11 protein-coding genes are annotated in these 14,469 nt (G+C 64.3%); 8 read left to right on the top strand and 3 right to left on the bottom strand.

Translation table 11 applies throughout. From position 1 onward, the window contains the following. Positions 1-145: 145 nt before the first annotated feature. A complete protein-coding gene (locus QRN59_RS11425; protein ID WP_284982641.1) occupies positions 146-1,180 on the top strand; it encodes a LacI family DNA-binding transcriptional regulator in 1,035 nt (344 codons plus the stop codon). Between the two features lie 17 nt (positions 1,181-1,197). Here QRN59_RS11425 and QRN59_RS11420 read toward each other — a convergent pair whose 3' ends face one another. Continuing rightward, positions 1,198-1,830 (bottom strand): hypothetical protein, encoded by a 633-nt coding sequence (locus QRN59_RS11420; protein WP_284982640.1) that lies wholly within the window; start codon positions 1,828-1,830, stop codon positions 1,198-1,200. A gap of 188 nt (positions 1,831-2,018) precedes the next feature. Between QRN59_RS11420 and QRN59_RS11415 the strand changes: the two genes are divergently transcribed. Next, complete coding sequence (locus tag QRN59_RS11415; RefSeq protein ID WP_284982639.1) at positions 2,019-2,255, top strand: hypothetical protein; 237 nt, start codon at positions 2,019-2,021, stop codon at positions 2,253-2,255. Positions 2,256-2,285: 30 nt separating this feature from the next. On the opposite strand, the gene QRN59_RS11410 is transcribed toward QRN59_RS11415, so the two are convergent. Continuing rightward, entirely contained in the window at positions 2,286-4,262 is a 1,977-nt protein-coding gene (locus QRN59_RS11410; protein ID WP_284982638.1) for an APC family permease, read from the bottom strand. 366 nt (positions 4,263-4,628) lie between these two features. Here QRN59_RS11410 and QRN59_RS11405 point away from each other — a divergent pair, with 366 nt between their 5' ends. The 6 genes from QRN59_RS11405 to QRN59_RS11380 all read left to right on the top strand — a co-directional run bounded on the left by QRN59_RS11405 (position 4,629) and on the right by QRN59_RS11380 (position 12,558). Continuing rightward, positions 4,629-4,727 (top strand): potassium-transporting ATPase subunit F, encoded by a 99-nt coding sequence (locus QRN59_RS11405; protein ID WP_078107172.1) that lies wholly within the window; start codon positions 4,629-4,631, stop codon positions 4,725-4,727. 6 nt (positions 4,728-4,733) lie between these two features. Continuing rightward, on the top strand, positions 4,734-6,401 hold the full coding sequence (kdpA, locus tag QRN59_RS11400) for a potassium-transporting ATPase subunit KdpA (RefSeq protein WP_284982637.1): 1,668 nt from the start codon (positions 4,734-4,736) through the stop codon (positions 6,399-6,401). After that, on the top strand, positions 6,398-8,557 hold the full coding sequence (gene kdpB / locus QRN59_RS11395) for a potassium-transporting ATPase subunit KdpB (protein ID WP_284982636.1): 2,160 nt from the start codon (positions 6,398-6,400) through the stop codon (positions 8,555-8,557). The genes kdpA and kdpB overlap by 4 nt, the downstream gene beginning before the upstream one ends. Before the next feature lie 9 nt (positions 8,558-8,566). Continuing rightward, a complete protein-coding gene (gene kdpC / locus QRN59_RS11390; RefSeq protein WP_284982635.1) occupies positions 8,567-9,178 on the top strand; it encodes a K(+)-transporting ATPase subunit C in 612 nt (203 codons plus the stop codon). A 63-nt stretch (positions 9,179-9,241) separates the two neighbouring features. After that, the gene (locus QRN59_RS11385; protein ID WP_284982634.1) at positions 9,242-11,884 is read left to right on the top strand and encodes a DUF4118 domain-containing protein; all 2,643 of its coding nucleotides are present in this window, start codon (positions 9,242-9,244) and stop codon (positions 11,882-11,884) included. Next, on the top strand, positions 11,881-12,558 hold the full coding sequence (locus QRN59_RS11380; protein ID WP_284982633.1) for a response regulator: 678 nt from the start codon (positions 11,881-11,883) through the stop codon (positions 12,556-12,558). The genes QRN59_RS11385 and QRN59_RS11380 overlap by 4 nt, the downstream gene beginning before the upstream one ends. On the opposite strand, the gene QRN59_RS11375 is transcribed toward QRN59_RS11380, so the two are convergent. Next, a complete protein-coding gene (locus tag QRN59_RS11375) occupies positions 12,548-14,443 on the bottom strand; it encodes an ABC transporter ATP-binding protein (protein ID WP_284982632.1) in 1,896 nt (631 codons plus the stop codon). The genes QRN59_RS11380 and QRN59_RS11375 overlap by 11 nt on opposite strands. Positions 14,444-14,469: the final 26 nt, after the last annotated feature.

The following is a 14,469-nucleotide window of genomic DNA, read 5'->3' as shown; positions in this document are numbered from 1 at the left end:
CGTTAGGCAAATTTAGCTGTGGTCTGGGTCACCGTCAAGGCGGTTCGGACATAAAGTTCAACTCTTTTACGAAATAGAGATTGACTCTGCTTGCCGTGCCGGTCAGACTTGTCTCGACGAAATGTTTCGAAAGAGTTGAGGTTGCATGGCCAGCAATGAACGTCCCGCCAAGGTGACATTGGCTGCCATCGCCCGGGAGGCGGGCGTCTCGATGCCGACGGTCTCGAAGGTCGTCAATGGGCGCGAGGACGTTGCCGCCGGCACGCGCGCCAAAGTTCTGACCGCGCTGGAGCGGACGGGATATAAGTCACCGCTTCAACGAAAAAACGTCGCCGGCCGCCGGCCCGTGGTGGAGGTCGTGCTCGACACCTTGAACTCGGCGTATGGAGTGGAAGTGCTCAATGGCGTACTGGAGCACGCGGCCGCCTCCGACGTCGAAGTCCTGCTCAACATCACCAGCCAGCAATCGGCGTCGACGCTGAGCCCCGAGCAGAGGGCGCAGCGAATTGTCGACGAAGGCCGGAGCGGCATGATCGTGGTGACCTCGGCGTTCAGTTCGGCCCAGCTGGATCCATTTCGACGGCGGCAGATACCTATCGTTGTCATCGACCCGCTGAACCCGCCGCCGGGTGACGTGGTCAGCGTCGGCGCCAGCAACTGGGCCGGGGGCAAGGCTGCCACAGCCCACTTGCTGGATCTAGGACACCGCAGGATCGCCTATCTGGGTGGACCTGAAGCGGCTGAGTGCAACCAGGCCCGGCTGCACGGCTACATGGCCGCGCTGATGGCAAAAGGGGTGCCCGTCGAGGAGCGCTACATCCTGTCAGGACCCTTCCGCTCCGAGAATGGTGTGGCGGGAATGAAAACCCTGCTTCAACTCGAAGAGCGCCCAACGGCCATCTTTGCCGCAAGCGACAGCATTGCCTTGGGCGTGCTCGCTGAGGCGCGTCGTCAAAAGATCCGCATCCCCGAGGACATCAGCGTGGTGGGATTCGACGGAACCTACCAAGCGGAGGAATCGGTCCCTCCACTGACGTCTGTATCCCAGCCGCTGCAGGAAATGGGCCGCGCCGCCCTGCGATTCGTGCTCCGACAAATGCGGGGTGACGCAGTGGACTCTCGACGGGTGGAACTCGCCACGCATCTTGTGGTCCGCGAATCTACGGCGCCGCCGGCGTAGGCGCACTGAGTGGGGCCTCAGTGTTGGACGCTACTCCGCTTGAATCTTCCAGGAACCTCGACGTAGTAGACCGACCCCGCGGTGGGAAAGAAGAAGCGGTGCCCTGCGTGTCGGATTGGCTGGTAGTCATGGCCGAAGGGGTCATGCACCGTGACGCGTTCGAGGTGATCCACGCGTGTGAGGAGGCTGTTGACTTCCTGGAGCGACGCCGGGTGGGTTACTTCGCCGTCCACCTCCAAGATCCACGGTGCGTTCGTGGTCCTGTCGGCATGTTCGAGGTACAACATTTCAAATAGTCCGGCAAGGAGGGCTTCCAGCGTCGTCGGGTAGAACCGCTGCAGGGGGTGGGTCTGCATGTTCCTCTGCTGGTTGTTCGTCCACGCCTGGCGGAGCCAGTTGAATTCCACTGTGCCCAACGAAGGGCCCAGGCGCAGGTGCCTGTCCTTATCCATGGTCAGGCGGTAGTTGTTGCCGGCTCGGTCAAGAATGCATGCTGCTTCGTCAACGTATTCCAAGTTGTCCAGCATGGCGGCCTCGGACGGGTAATAGATGAACTCGCCGATGTCATCGACCACGACGTAGTCTTTTGGACGCATGCCCGGAACCGTGTCGTCGGGTGCCGTTCCGTTGGTAAAGCCAATGCGCTTCATGCTTACGTCAGCTCCTGCGGAGGACCAGTCCACGGCCCTGTTGGCCGTGGATTCCTTCCTCGATCAGATCATCGAAAGGACCTGCCTCCGGCGGTCTTTATGGTTTCCATATGCGGCAGGGCTGAGATTTAGCGCTCTCTTAACGGGCAAGGCTCGAGCATTGGCGGCGGGCATGGCAGACTTCGGCCATGAGTATCGAGCACTGGTGGCCGAAACTGAAGCCGTCCACCCAGAAATGGCTGATCGAGAACAATGGCGATGCGGTGTCCCCCGATGTGGTTGCCGAGATCACCCAAGTTGGAGGCGTCATTACGTCCGATGCGTGGTGGGTTGGTGAGAGTGGGCCTTCGGGGCTCTACCTCTCGGACGAGGCGGTCGACTGGATCGAAGCGGTAGCGAACGGCGAGGTGCCCGAGCGGCCCTGACAGCGCGACCTGAGCACCTTGCCGTGGCGCTTAGCCGACGTGGACCCACGGGCGCCGGCTGACATCGGGTTCGGCTTCACGCAGGACTTCGCGGGTGACCGGGGCGATCTCTCCTTCGCCGAGGAACAGGAAGCGAAGGAGATTGATGACCGGGTTGCCTTCGGTCCAACGGAAGTAGATGTGCGGCATGAGGCCGGTCACGTCCCGGATATGCAGAAGCACCGAGGCGATGGTGTTGGGGACCACGGGGCCGTGGACTTCGAGGATCTGGTGTCCGTGGCGAGTGACTCCACGGACTTCGAGTGCGGTTTCGAAGTCGGAAGAATCGTCCACGATCACTTCCAGGAAGAGAGCCTGGTAGTCGACCGGGATGTGGCTGACCTCGATGGCTGAGGTGAGTTTGTCCCGGTAGGCCTCCGCGGTGAGGCGGAGGGGTTCGTGGGCGATGAGCGCAATCGGGCCGCTCAGATTGGTGGACATGAATTCGAGAGCCTGGCGGTCCAGATGGACGTGGGTGGCGTGCAGCTCAAAGGAGCGCCGGATCCGGGAAAGCAGGGAGATCACGATGATCCCCACAATGAAAATGGCGGCGATCCGGATACCTTCGGGACGCTCGAAGATGTTGGCAATGGTTGTGTAGATGAAGACGAGGGCGATGATGCCGAATCCGACAGTGCGCTTGCGCTGCCTCAAGCGGCGCGCGGAGAGGGTCACCGCCACGGCTGCCGATGTCATCAGAACCAACACGCCGGTGGCGTACGCACCGCCCTGGGCATCGACGTCGGCGTTGAAAAGGAACGTGATCAGAAACCCTATGAGGGTGAACACCAACACTAGGGGGCGCACGGCCCGGGCCCATCCGGGTGCCATGCCGTATCGCGGAAGGTACCGTGGGACCAGGTTCAGCAGCCCGGCCATGGCGGAGGCACCTGCGAACCACAGGATGGCGATGGTGCTCAGGTCGTAGACGGTGCCGAATCCCACGCCGAGATATTGGTGCGCCAGGAATGCGAGGGCGCGTCCATCGGCTTGGCCGCCGGGCTGGAATTCCTTGTCCGGAATCAGCACAACGGTGGTGAAGCTGGTAGCGATCAGGAACGAACTCATGATGACTGCTGCCGTGGTCAGAAGGCGGCGGGTTCCCTTGATCCGTCCGGCAGGGTTTTCCTCGGTGTCCGAGGCACGGCCCCGGATCTGGGGCATCACGGCGACTCCGGTCTCGAAACCGGACAGACCCAAGGCGAGTTTGGGAAACACCAGAAGGGCGATGCCGATCACCATGAACGGGTTTCCGTGCGAAGTCGACAGGGCGTGCCACCAGTCGCCCACGGCGACCGGATTGGCGAACACCTCTACGAAGGTCGAGAAGACGACAACGACATTGAGGCCCAGATAGACGATGACGAGGACCACCGCCACGCCAATGGCTTCCTTGAATCCGCGCAGGAATACCGCGGCAAGCAGGGCCAGCAGGAATAACGTCACCAGGATGTTCTGTCCCTGCAGCCAGCCCGGGGCGAGCGGATTTTGGATCGCGTGCGCCGTGGCGTCCGCGGCCGAGAGGGTCATGGTGATCATGAAGTCCGTTGCCGCGAATCCGAGGAGAACGAGGACGAGGATCTTCCCGCCCCAGCGGGGCAAGAGGCGCTCAAGCATGGCGATAGATCCCTCGCCACGGTGGCTTTCTCCCGCGACACGGTGGTACACAGGCAGCGCGCCCAACAGGGTCACGGCCACCAGGACGATGGTGGCCAAAGGGGAGATCACTCCCGCGGCCAGGGCCGCGATGGCCGGCTGGTAGCCCAAGGTGGAGAAATAGTCGACGCCGGTGAGGCACATGACCTGCCACCACGAATGCTTCTTCAGATGGGCGTCGCCCACCGCGCCTGGGCCTTGGTGCGATCCTTTGGAGTCCTGCAGTCCGAACAGCAGCCACGTCCGCAAGGAGGCCATGCCCCCGGGCCGTGGTGCCGAAGGGTCGGCCGGCGGCCTGCTCAAAGTAGTCATGGTGTCCTTTCCGCGCGACGCGCAGGCACCGCGATCATTGCTGAAGATAGCACCGACTACAGGTGTTTTCGCTGGTTGAAGCCGATCTTGATGAATCCTTAACGTCGACTTCCCGGAATCCACCCGCACCTGTTAAGAAGCCGTCAAGATTCGGTCCTGCCGTGTTAAGGAACCATCAGGAACCGATTTTCGCCGCCTGCCTAGGAGTTGACTGGCATCAGCCCCGCAAACGGGGCGCGGATGAAAGGACGTTCCAGTGGCCGACGTGGCTGTTGTGGGGATCTTCGTGGTGTCCATGGGGATCGTGATGTGGATTGCCCACCTTCTAGGCAAAATCGTCGACGGCGATGGGCCGGTGAACGGGCAGTGAGCGCGGACGCCGTGATGTGGTTGGTGCTGTTCATTGCAGGGCTGTGTTTGTTCGGCTACCTGCTGGCCGTCTTGATCCACCCGGAAAAGTGGTGATTCCGGATGGTTTTCAGCATTGCCTCCTTCGTCACCCAAGTGGCCGTTCTGCTTTTGCTGCTGATCTTGGTGCACAAACCGCTGGGCGTTTACCTCGCCAGCGTGTTTGAGGGCAAGAGGTCGAGCCGCGCGGAGCGGTTGTTCTACCGGCTGGCCGGGGTGGACCCAAATACCGAGCAGAGTTGGTCCATCTACCTGCGCAGTGTGCTGGTCTTCTCTGCCGTGTCCATCCTGGTGGTGTTCCTGCTCCAGCGGCTCCAAGGCGTTCTGCCCGGAAACAATTCGCTGCCCGGAGTTGATCCATGGACGGCCATGAACACGGCCATTTCCTTCGCGACGAACACCAACTGGCAGACGTACGTCCCCGAAGCCACCATGGGCATCTTCGTGCAGATGTGCCTCCTGGCCGTGCAGAACTTCCTCTCCGCCGCCGTCGGAATCGTGGTGGTGGTCGCCCTGATCCGCGGCATCGCGCGGACCCGGACGGACAGGCTGGGGAACTTCTGGGTGGATCTTGCCCGCATCTCGTTCCGTGTTCTGCTCCCGATGGCTGTCCTTGCGGCCATCGTGATGGTGATCGGCGGCGTGGTCCAGAACTTCTGGTCCACCGACGTCGTGAACCAGGCAACGGGTGTCACCCAGACGATCCCCGGAGGTCCGGTCGCTTCCCAGGAGGCCATCAAGATCCTGGGGACCAACGGCGGCGGCTACTTCAATGCCAACTCCGCACACCCGTTCGAGAACCCGAACGTCTTCATCAGCATGTTCGAGGTCTTCCTGATCCTTCTCATCCCCTCTGCTTTGCCATACGCCTATGGCCGCATGGTGGGGGACCAACGGCAGGGATACACGGTAGTCGGTGTCATGGGCACGCTTTGGCTGACGTTCACGGTCCTGATGGCCTGGGCCGTTGCCGCCGCGCAAGGAACGGCAACCGCTGCGGCAGGAGGGCTGGGGGAAGGCTTCGAGCAGCGTTTCGGCGCTGCCCAGAGTTCGATCTTTGCCACGGCCACCACCTTGACCTCCACGGGAGCCATCAACGTCGCCCACGATTCCCTGCCGCCCCTGGCCGGCGGTGTCGCCATGGTGAACATGATGCTAGGCGAAGTGGCCCCCGGTGGCACAGGGTCAGGGCTTTATGGCCTGCTCATCCTCGCGATCGTCTCCGTGTTCATCGCCGGGCTCATGGTGGGCCGCACTCCGGAATTCCTGGGCAAGAAGATCGGACCACGGGAAATGAAGCTCACGGCCATGTACATCCTCGTGACACCCGTCGTCGTGCTGGCCACGGCTGGCATCACGGTCCTGCTCCCGGACGCCGTGGCCAACGCGCCGGCCTCCGGACCACACCAATTCAGCGAAGTGCTCTACGCCTTCACCTCCGGAGCCAACAACAACGGCTCGGCCTTCGGCGGGATCACCACCTCGGGCCCCTACCTATCCACCATGACGGGCGTCGCCATGCTGCTGGGCCGTTTCCTGCCCATGGTCCTGGTGCTGGCCTTGGCGGGTTCCCTGGCGAAACAACCCAAGATCCCGGCGTCGTCCGGCACGGTCCCGACCCACGGCTGGCTCTTCGGTTCCCTCTTGCTCGGCGTCACCGTGATCATGACCGCCTTGAGCTACTTCCCGGCCCTCTCCCTGGGCCCCCTCGCAGAAGGACTCCTCAAATGACCAAGTCCGGCACGGCAACTACCAAGCCCAACACGGCATTAGCCTCGGACAGCGCCGCCCAAACCTACGCGGACGGCAACCCCCTGGGCACTCCAGGGGAACACAAACACCACACCAAGGCACCGGCCAAACTGGACCTCGCCAGCATCCGGACCGCCCTGCCGGTCGCAGTACGGAAGCTGGGGCCACGCCAGATGATCCACTCTCCGGTGATGTTCACCGTGCTGGTGGGGGCGGCTCTCTGCACAGCCATCTGCATACTCAAACCAGCCGTATTCGGCATCTCGGTGACAATCTGGCTTTGGCTGACGGTGCTCTTCGGTACCTTGTCCGAAGCCATCGCAGAGGGCCGGGGCAAGGCCCAGGCAGACAGCCTCCGAGCCAGCAGGAAAGGTGTCGTAGCCCGGCTTCGGCTTGACGATGGCACCCTCAAGGAAGTACCGGGAACGGAACTCCGGAAGAACGACGTCGTCATATGCGAAGCCGGGGACGTCATCCCCTCCGATGGAGAGATCATCGAAGGCTTGGCGAGCGTCGACGAATCCACCATCACCGGTGAATCTGCGCCCGTGATCCGTGAATCAGGCGGCGACCGCTCCTCGGTAACCGGCGGCACCAAGGTCCTTTCGGACCGCATCGCCGTCCGCATTACGGCTGAGGCGGGCGAAACGTTCATCGACAGGATGATCAAACTCGTGGAAGGCGCCGTTCGGCAAAAGACGCCCAACGAAATCGCCCTCCACGTCCTCCTTGTCTCGCTCACCATCGTGTTCCTGGCAGTCACCATGAGTTTGGCGCCGTTCGCTTCCCTGCCGGGGGCAACGCCTTCGCCAATCGTGCTGGTCGCTCTGCTTGTCTGCCTCATCCCCACGACGATCGGGGCTCTCGTGCCCGCCATCGGCATCGCCGGAATGGACCGCCTGGTGCAGCACAACGTCCTGGCCACGTCCGGCCGCGCCGTGGAAACCGCCGGAGATATTACGACGCTCCTGCTCGACAAGACCGGGACCATCACCTACGGCAACCGACGCGCAGTCAACTTCTTTCCAGCCCACGACGTCGAACGGACGGAACTCATCGAAGCGGCCCGGCTTTCCAGCCTGGCCGACGAAACACCCGAGGGCCGTTCGATCGTGGATCTCGCGGCGGAAAAGGGCGTCAGCGGCCCGGACTTGGCTGCGCTCCTGAAGGGCTCGGAGGACTTCGCCGTTGTGGAGTTCAGCGCCAGCACCCGCATGAGCGGCCTGGATGTCGATGGGCGGAAGATCCGCAAGGGTGCCGCAGCCGCCGTCGCGAAGTTCGTCGCCGACGCCGGCGGCCAGACGCCCGCCGAGGTCGACCATAAGGTGCAGGAGATCTCGGCCCAGGGCGGCACCCCGCTGTTGGTGGCCGGCGTCGGGAACGACGGCGGAGCCCGGGTCCTGGGGACTATCCACCTCGCCGATGTGGTCAAGCCGGGCATGCACGCCCGCTTCGCCGAACTGCGGAAGATGGGCATCCGGACGGTGATGATCACGGGGGACAATCCCATCACGGCCAAGGCGATCGCCGCCGAAGCCGGGGTGGATCACTTCGTTGCTGAAGCCACCCCGGAAGACAAGATGGCCGTCATCAAGGAAGAGCAGGCCGAAGGCCGGCTGGTGGCCATGACCGGCGATGGCACCAACGATGCCCCCGCGCTGGCCGCGGCGGATGTCGGCGTCGCCATGAACTCGGGCACCCCGGCCGCCAAGGAAGCTGCCAATATGGTGGACCTGGACTCGGATCCCACCAAGCTCATCAACATCGTGGGCATCGGCAAACAGCTGCTCATCACCCGCGGCGCCCTGACGACGTTCTCGGTGGCGAACGACGTCGCGAAGTACTTCGCGATCGTTCCAGCCCTGTTTACTGGTGCTTTTCCTGGGCTCGGGCTCTTGAACATCATGGGCCTGGCCTCGCCTTCCTCGGCCATCCTGTCCGCGGTGATCTTCAACGCCCTGATCATCATTGCCCTGGTTCCGCTGGCCCTGCGCGGCGTCAAGTACCGTGCCGTCTCGGCCAACCAAGCCCTGGCCAGGAACCTGGCGATCTACGGCCTCGGCGGTCTCATAGCGCCTTTCGTCGGGATCAAGCTCATCGACCTGCTCATTTCCCTCATCCCCGGCATCAGCTAGGAGTCCATCATGAACACCCTTCCCGGATATCTTCGGCAAGCAGGAACGGCCCTGCGGTTTCTGCTCCTGGCCACTGTGGTCCTTGGATTGATCTACCCATTGGCGATATTCGGTATCGGCCAGGCGGTTGCGCCCTTCCAAGCCAATGGCTCCATCGTGCGGGACGCGGCCGGAAAGCCCGTCGCTTCCGCCCTGATTGCCCAAGTCTCCGCCAACGACGCCGGCACCCAGAACCCGCTGTGGTTCCACGCCCGCCCCTCGGCGGCCAAGTGGGACCCGGGCGCGTCCACCGCCAGCAATCTGGGGCCCAACGATCCCAAACTGCTCGACGCCGTCAAAGCCAACCGCTCCGCCGTCGCCGCCGCGGAAGGGGTCAAGGAATCCGACGTCCCCGCCGACGCCGTGACGGCGAGCGGTTCCGGGCTGGACCCGCAGATCTCGGTAGCGTATGCCCGCCTCCAGGTGCCCAGGGTGGCCAAGGCACACGGGCTGAGTCCTGAGACGGTGCAGGCCATGGTGGACCGGCGCACCGTCTCCGGCCTTGAAGCCTTCCTGGCGCAGCCGTCCGTCAACGTCACGGAGCTGAACCTGGACGTAGCCGCAGCGGCGCCGGCCAAATGAGGGAAGCCCGGGCCAGGATCCGCGCGGGCAACCGCCGCGTTCAACAAGTGAAAGAATGACCACATGGCACGGGCAACGCTGCGCATTTTCCTCGGGGCAGCCCCGGGAGTAGGGAAGACCTACGCCATGCTTGCAGAGGCCCACCGGCTGCGCGGGCGTGGTGAAGACGTGGTGGTGGCCTTCGCCATGGACCATGGGCGCAGCGACACCCGTGCCTTGATGGACGGACTGGAAGTCATCCCACCGCACAGCATCGCGTACCGGGACACGGCGTTCGAGGAGATGGACCTCGACGCAGTCCTGGCACGCAAGCCGCGCACCGCCGTCGTCGATGAATACGCCCACTCGAACATCCCCGGAAGCCGCAACGCCAAGCGCTGGCAAGATGTCGAGGAACTGCTCGACGCCGGCATCAACGTCCTCTCCACCGTCAACGTGCAGCATCTCGCTTCCCTTGGCGACGTCGTCAGCGCCATCACGGATGTCCGGCAGGCGGAGACAGTGCCCGACGACGTGGTGCGGCGGGCCGATCAGATCCACCTTGTGGACATCTCACCGGAGCTATTGCGGCAACGGCTCGGCGACGGCAAGATCTATTCGGCCGACAAGATCGACGCCGCACTGTCCAACTACTTCCGAATGGGTAACCTCACGGCATTGCGGGAGCTGGCACTTCTGTGGCTGGCTGACCGGGTGGACGAAGGGCTTGCGAAGTACCGTTCGGAACAGGGGATCGAGGCGAGTTGGCCCGCCCGCGAACGCATAGTCATCGGCCTCACCGGAGGCCCCGAAGGGGAAGTCCTCGTCCGCCGGGCCGCCCGGATCCTCAAGCGGGTCAACGGCGGCGACTTGCTCGCCGTGCACGTCCGCGCCGCCGATGGGGTGGCCTCGGAATCTCCGCAGGCGTTGGAAGCGCAGCGCCTGTTGGTCCGGGATTTGGGCGGCAGCTACCACACCGTGGCAGGGGAGGACCCGGCGAAGGCCTTGCTTGACTTCGCCCGCAGCGTGAACGCGACGCAGATCGTCGTCGGGATTTCCCGACGCCGGAGCCTCGTCGCCAGGCTGACCGGCCGGGGGATCGGCAACCGGGTGGTGCGCGACTCCGGCGATATTGACGTGCACATGGTTTCGCATCCCTTAGGTGGCCGGGGCGTCGACCGTCCGCGGCAGCGGGACCTTGGCCGCACCAGGGTGATCGTCGGATTTGCCATGGCGGTGGTCGTTCCGGTTCTTTTGCAGCTCCTGCTGGCCGCGAGTCCTTCGCACAGCATTGCGACGGCGGTGCTCCTCCAGCTCACGGGCTCGGTTGCCGTGGCATTGGTCGGCGGGTTGTGGCCCGCCCTGCTCGGTGCCTTGTGGAGCAGCCTGTTGGTGAACTTCTTCTCCATACCGCCCGTGGGAACCTTGACCATCAGCGACCCCGAGAACATCCTTGCCTTGCTGGTCTTCGTGGGCGTTTCGGCCGCAGTGGCTGCCGTGGTGGACGTATCGGCCAGGCGCTCCAAGGAGGCAGCCCGTGCCCGTGCCGAAGCCACCACCCTGGGCGATCTGACGCGCGGGGCGTCAAGCGCCGAGGACACCGTGGAAGGACTCTTGAACCAGGCCCTCGACGTGTTCCAGATGCGCGGCGCGGCACTTTACAGAGCCGCGGGTTCCACTGGCGCGTCGGCCACCGGCTGGCGGCTCGTCGCGAAGGCCGGAGAGGCCGCACCCCTCCCTCCCGAAGGCGGCGAAAACACCGAACAGATCGACGCCGGAACCCGGTTGGTCCTGTCCGGCCGGGTTCTGCCAGCCAGCGACCGCCGTTTGCTCAGCGCCTTCGGCGCGCACCTTTCCGCCCAGCTTGAGCGGCGACAACTGGCAGCGAGCCGACGTGAGGTCAGGCGCTTGGCAGAGAGCAACACCATGCGCACCTCCATCCTGCGCGCCGTCTCCCATGACTTGCGGACTCCGCTGGCCGGGATCAAATTGGCCGTGGGCGGCCTGCGGCAAAGCAACGTCCATTACACGCCCGAGGAAGAGCAGGAACTGCTGGCAACCATCGAAGAATGCTCGGACAGGCTCGACGTTCTCGTGGGGAACCTCCTGGACATGTCCCGCATTACCTCGGACTCGGTGAACGCACTCATTCGCCCGGTGCGCTGGTATGAAGTGATCCCGACCGCCCTCCACGGCGTACTGCCGGGGCGGGTGCGCGTCGACCTGCCGGGAAACATGCCGGAGATCGACGCAGACGCCGGGATGCTGGAACGCGTCATCGCAAACATTGTGGAGAACGCCATTAAGTACGCCCCGGATTCCGACGTTGTGCTCGTGGGAGCCGCGGGTGGCTTCAGTTCGTCCACCTTGGACGGGAGGCCGTCCGGAGAACTGCGCATCATCGACCACGGCCAAGGAGTCCCCGCCGAAAGCGTTGTCAGGATGTTCCAGCCATTCCAGCGGCTCAACGACGTCCCTTCCACCACTGGGGTTGGCCTGGGGCTCGCCGTTGCCAAGGGATTCACGGAAGCGATGGGAGGCACCCTCACCGCGGAGGAGACTCCGGGCGGAGGCCTGACCATGGTCATTCGGCTTCCGCTGTCCACAGGGGTCGCGTTCCCGAACGAGGAGGCGCAAGCTCCCATGGAAGCGCAGTCGGTTCTTTTGGAGCATCGCCATGTGCCGCCGTCGGGCAGCTCAGACAACGCCTCCGGGGAGGCAAGATGAGCAAGGTCCTGGTAGTGGATGACGATCCCCATATCGTCAAGGCGCTGCGGATCACGCTCCAGGCCCACGGTTACACCGTAGCCACAGCGGCCGACGGCGAATCAGCTTTGCGCTCTGCGGCCCAGCACCCGGTGGGCGTCTTGATCCTCGATCTGGGCTTGCCGGATATCGACGGAACCACGGTCATCACCCGCTTGCGCGAGTGGAGCAGCGTTCCCATCCTGGTCCTGTCGGCACGGCACGGCTCCGACGACAAGGTTGAAGCCCTGGACGCGGGCGCAGACGACTACATCACCAAGCCCTTCGGGCTCGACGAGCTGCTGGCGCGTCTCCGGGCGATCCTGCGGCGCGCCGCAGGTCCGGGCGAAGAAGCGCCCGTGCTTGTCACTGAATCGTTCACTGCGGACCTTGCGATGAGACGTGTGACGCGCGACGGCGAGGACGTCCGGCTGACGCCTACGGAGTGGAGGATCCTGGATCTCTTCGTGCGGAATCCTGAGAAGCTGATCACCCAGCAGCAGCTCCTCAGCGAGGTTTGGGGCCCGGCCTACGCCACGGAAGCCAATTACTTGCGCGTGTACATGGCGCAGCTCCGGCGGAAACTCGAACCGCAGCCTGGGAACCCGCGCCACCTGATCACCGAGGTCGGGATCGGGTACCGGTTCATGCCGTGAGCCTGGCTCTCAGGGCTGGAATGTCGTGATCTTCAAACTCCATGGCCTCTCCGGCCCCGACGAGCCGCGCATATGCGCCGCCGGCATTGCGGAGTTCGCCGGGCGTTCCGAACTCGACGATGGCACCCCGGGCCAGCACTGCCAGCTGGTCAGCCTTCTCCACTGTGGAGAGCCGGTGGGCGATGGTGAGAGTAGTCCGGCCAACGGCCAGCTGGTCGAGCGCCGACTGGACGTGGGCCTCGGTGGCGTTATCCAGTGCGGAGGTGGCCTCGTCGAGGACGAGCACTTTGGGATTGCGCAGGATGGTTCGGGCAATCGCCAGGCGTTGCTGCTCTCCTCCGGAGAACCTGTGGCCCCGGGCGCCGACCATGGTGTCCAGGCCGCGGGGCAGGCTCGCGATCAGGTCCGCGATCTGCGCGGAGGCCAGAGCGCTCCATAGCACTGCGTCGTCCGCGCCCGGTGCGGCCAGCAGCAGGTTTTGCCGGATGGTGTCGTGAATCAAGTACGTCTCCTGTGACACCACACCCACGATTTTCGTCAGGTCCTCCGGGGCGATCTCGCGGACGTCCACGCCATCAATGGTGATCCGTCCCGCCGTGGCGTCATGCAAGCGGGGTACCAGCGAGCCGAGCGTCGATTTCCCGGAGCCCGTGGGGCCTACGATTGCGGTGCTGGTGCCGGCCGGAAGCGTGAGGTCGATGCCGAGCAGCACTTCAGTGCCGCCGTCGTACGCGAAACGGACGCCCTCGAAGCGGACCTCGCCGTGCACTGCGGCCGGGTCCAGCGGGACGGGCCGCGCCGGGGCCGTGATCTCGGGCGTCAGGTCCAGGTACTCAAAGATGCGGCTGAACAGGGCCATCGCGGTGACCCATTGGACGCCGAGGTCCAGCAGGCTCATGACGGGACGGAAGATGGCGGACTGCAGGGCGGTGAACGCCACGAGCGTGCCGATGGTCATGCCTCCGCTCGTGACGGGCAGTCCAGCGGCGAGGTAGATGAGCGCCGGAATGGCCGAGAAGATGATGCCCATCGTGGACATCCGCCAGCGGCCGGCCAGCTGGGAGCGCATCTCCAGGCCGATCAGCCGCCTGGAGCTTTCCGTGTAGCGGTGGGCGTCGCGCTTGGTGGTTCCGAGGGTTTTGGAGAGCCGGACGCCGGAGACCGACAGCCCTTCCTCAACCTGCGTGTTCATGGTGGCCAGTTCGCTCTGCAGCGTGGACGTGATGTTGCGCCGGAGCAGGGCTACCCGGCGGGTGAACCAGACAGCCGGCGGGATCACTATCAGGGACAGGAGCGAGAGCCCGGGTGAAATGGCCACCATGGCGATGGCGGTGGCAATGGCCGTGGTCAGGTTGGACGCCACACCGGTCGCGGTCGAGGTGATGACCTGCTGCAGGCCGGAAATGTCGTTGTTCAAACGCGACTGCACCTCGCCGCTGCGGGTCCGGGTAAAGAATCCCAGTGATTGCTGCTGCAAGTGGGTGAACAAGCGCGTGCGCAGCGTGTGCATGATCTTCTGGCCCATGCCCGTGGTCATCCAGGTCTGCAGCACGCCGATGAGTGCGGTTGCAGCTGCTACGGCAATCAATCCGGCGGCCAGCCACGCGAGAAGCGGCAAATCCTTGCCGGGCAGCGCGACGTCGATGATGTGGCGGACCAGGAACGGCTGTGCCAGGCCGATGATGCTCGACGCGCTGATGAGAAGCACGACGGCGGCAATGGTCACCTTGTGCGGTGTGAACAGCCCGGCGATCCGTTTGAAGCTCACGGGATGCTGTTTCAGCTGGGTGCGGTCGGCGGGATTGAGGCGGGCGGGGCCGCGGCCGGGATTTCGGGCTCCAGCGCCCGGTCGATGGGGATTTTGGGTGAGGATGTTCTCCGTCATAAGCACCACCTCCAGTGGCGAGCGGG

The sequence above is a fragment of the Arthrobacter sp. efr-133-TYG-118 genome, assembly GCF_030209755.1.
GTDB lineage: Bacteria > Actinomycetota > Actinomycetes > Actinomycetales > Micrococcaceae > Arthrobacter.
This window is presented reverse-complemented; position numbering and strand designations above follow the sequence as displayed.

Coding starts and splice junctions, on each gene's coding strand:
- QRN59_RS11410 (WP_284982638.1), bottom strand. CDS start 4,262: ATGACTACTTTGAGCAGGCCGCCGGCCGACCCTTCGGCACCACGGCCC.
- QRN59_RS11420 (WP_284982640.1), bottom strand. CDS start 1,830: ATGAAGCGCATTGGCTTTACCAACGGAACGGCACCCGACGACACGGTT.
- kdpC (WP_284982635.1), top strand. CDS start 8,567: ATGAACACCCTTCCCGGATATCTTCGGCAAGCAGGAACGGCCCTGCGG.
- QRN59_RS11425 (WP_284982641.1), top strand. CDS start 146: ATGGCCAGCAATGAACGTCCCGCCAAGGTGACATTGGCTGCCATCGCC.
- QRN59_RS11375 (WP_284982632.1), bottom strand. CDS start 14,443: ATGACGGAGAACATCCTCACCCAAAATCCCCATCGACCGGGCGCTGGA.
- QRN59_RS11415 (WP_284982639.1), top strand. CDS start 2,019: ATGAGTATCGAGCACTGGTGGCCGAAACTGAAGCCGTCCACCCAGAAA.
- QRN59_RS11385 (WP_284982634.1), top strand. CDS start 9,242: ATGGCACGGGCAACGCTGCGCATTTTCCTCGGGGCAGCCCCGGGAGTA.
- kdpB (WP_284982636.1), top strand. CDS start 6,398: ATGACCAAGTCCGGCACGGCAACTACCAAGCCCAACACGGCATTAGCC.
- kdpA (WP_284982637.1), top strand. CDS start 4,734: ATGGTTTTCAGCATTGCCTCCTTCGTCACCCAAGTGGCCGTTCTGCTT.
- QRN59_RS11380 (WP_284982633.1), top strand. CDS start 11,881: ATGAGCAAGGTCCTGGTAGTGGATGACGATCCCCATATCGTCAAGGCG.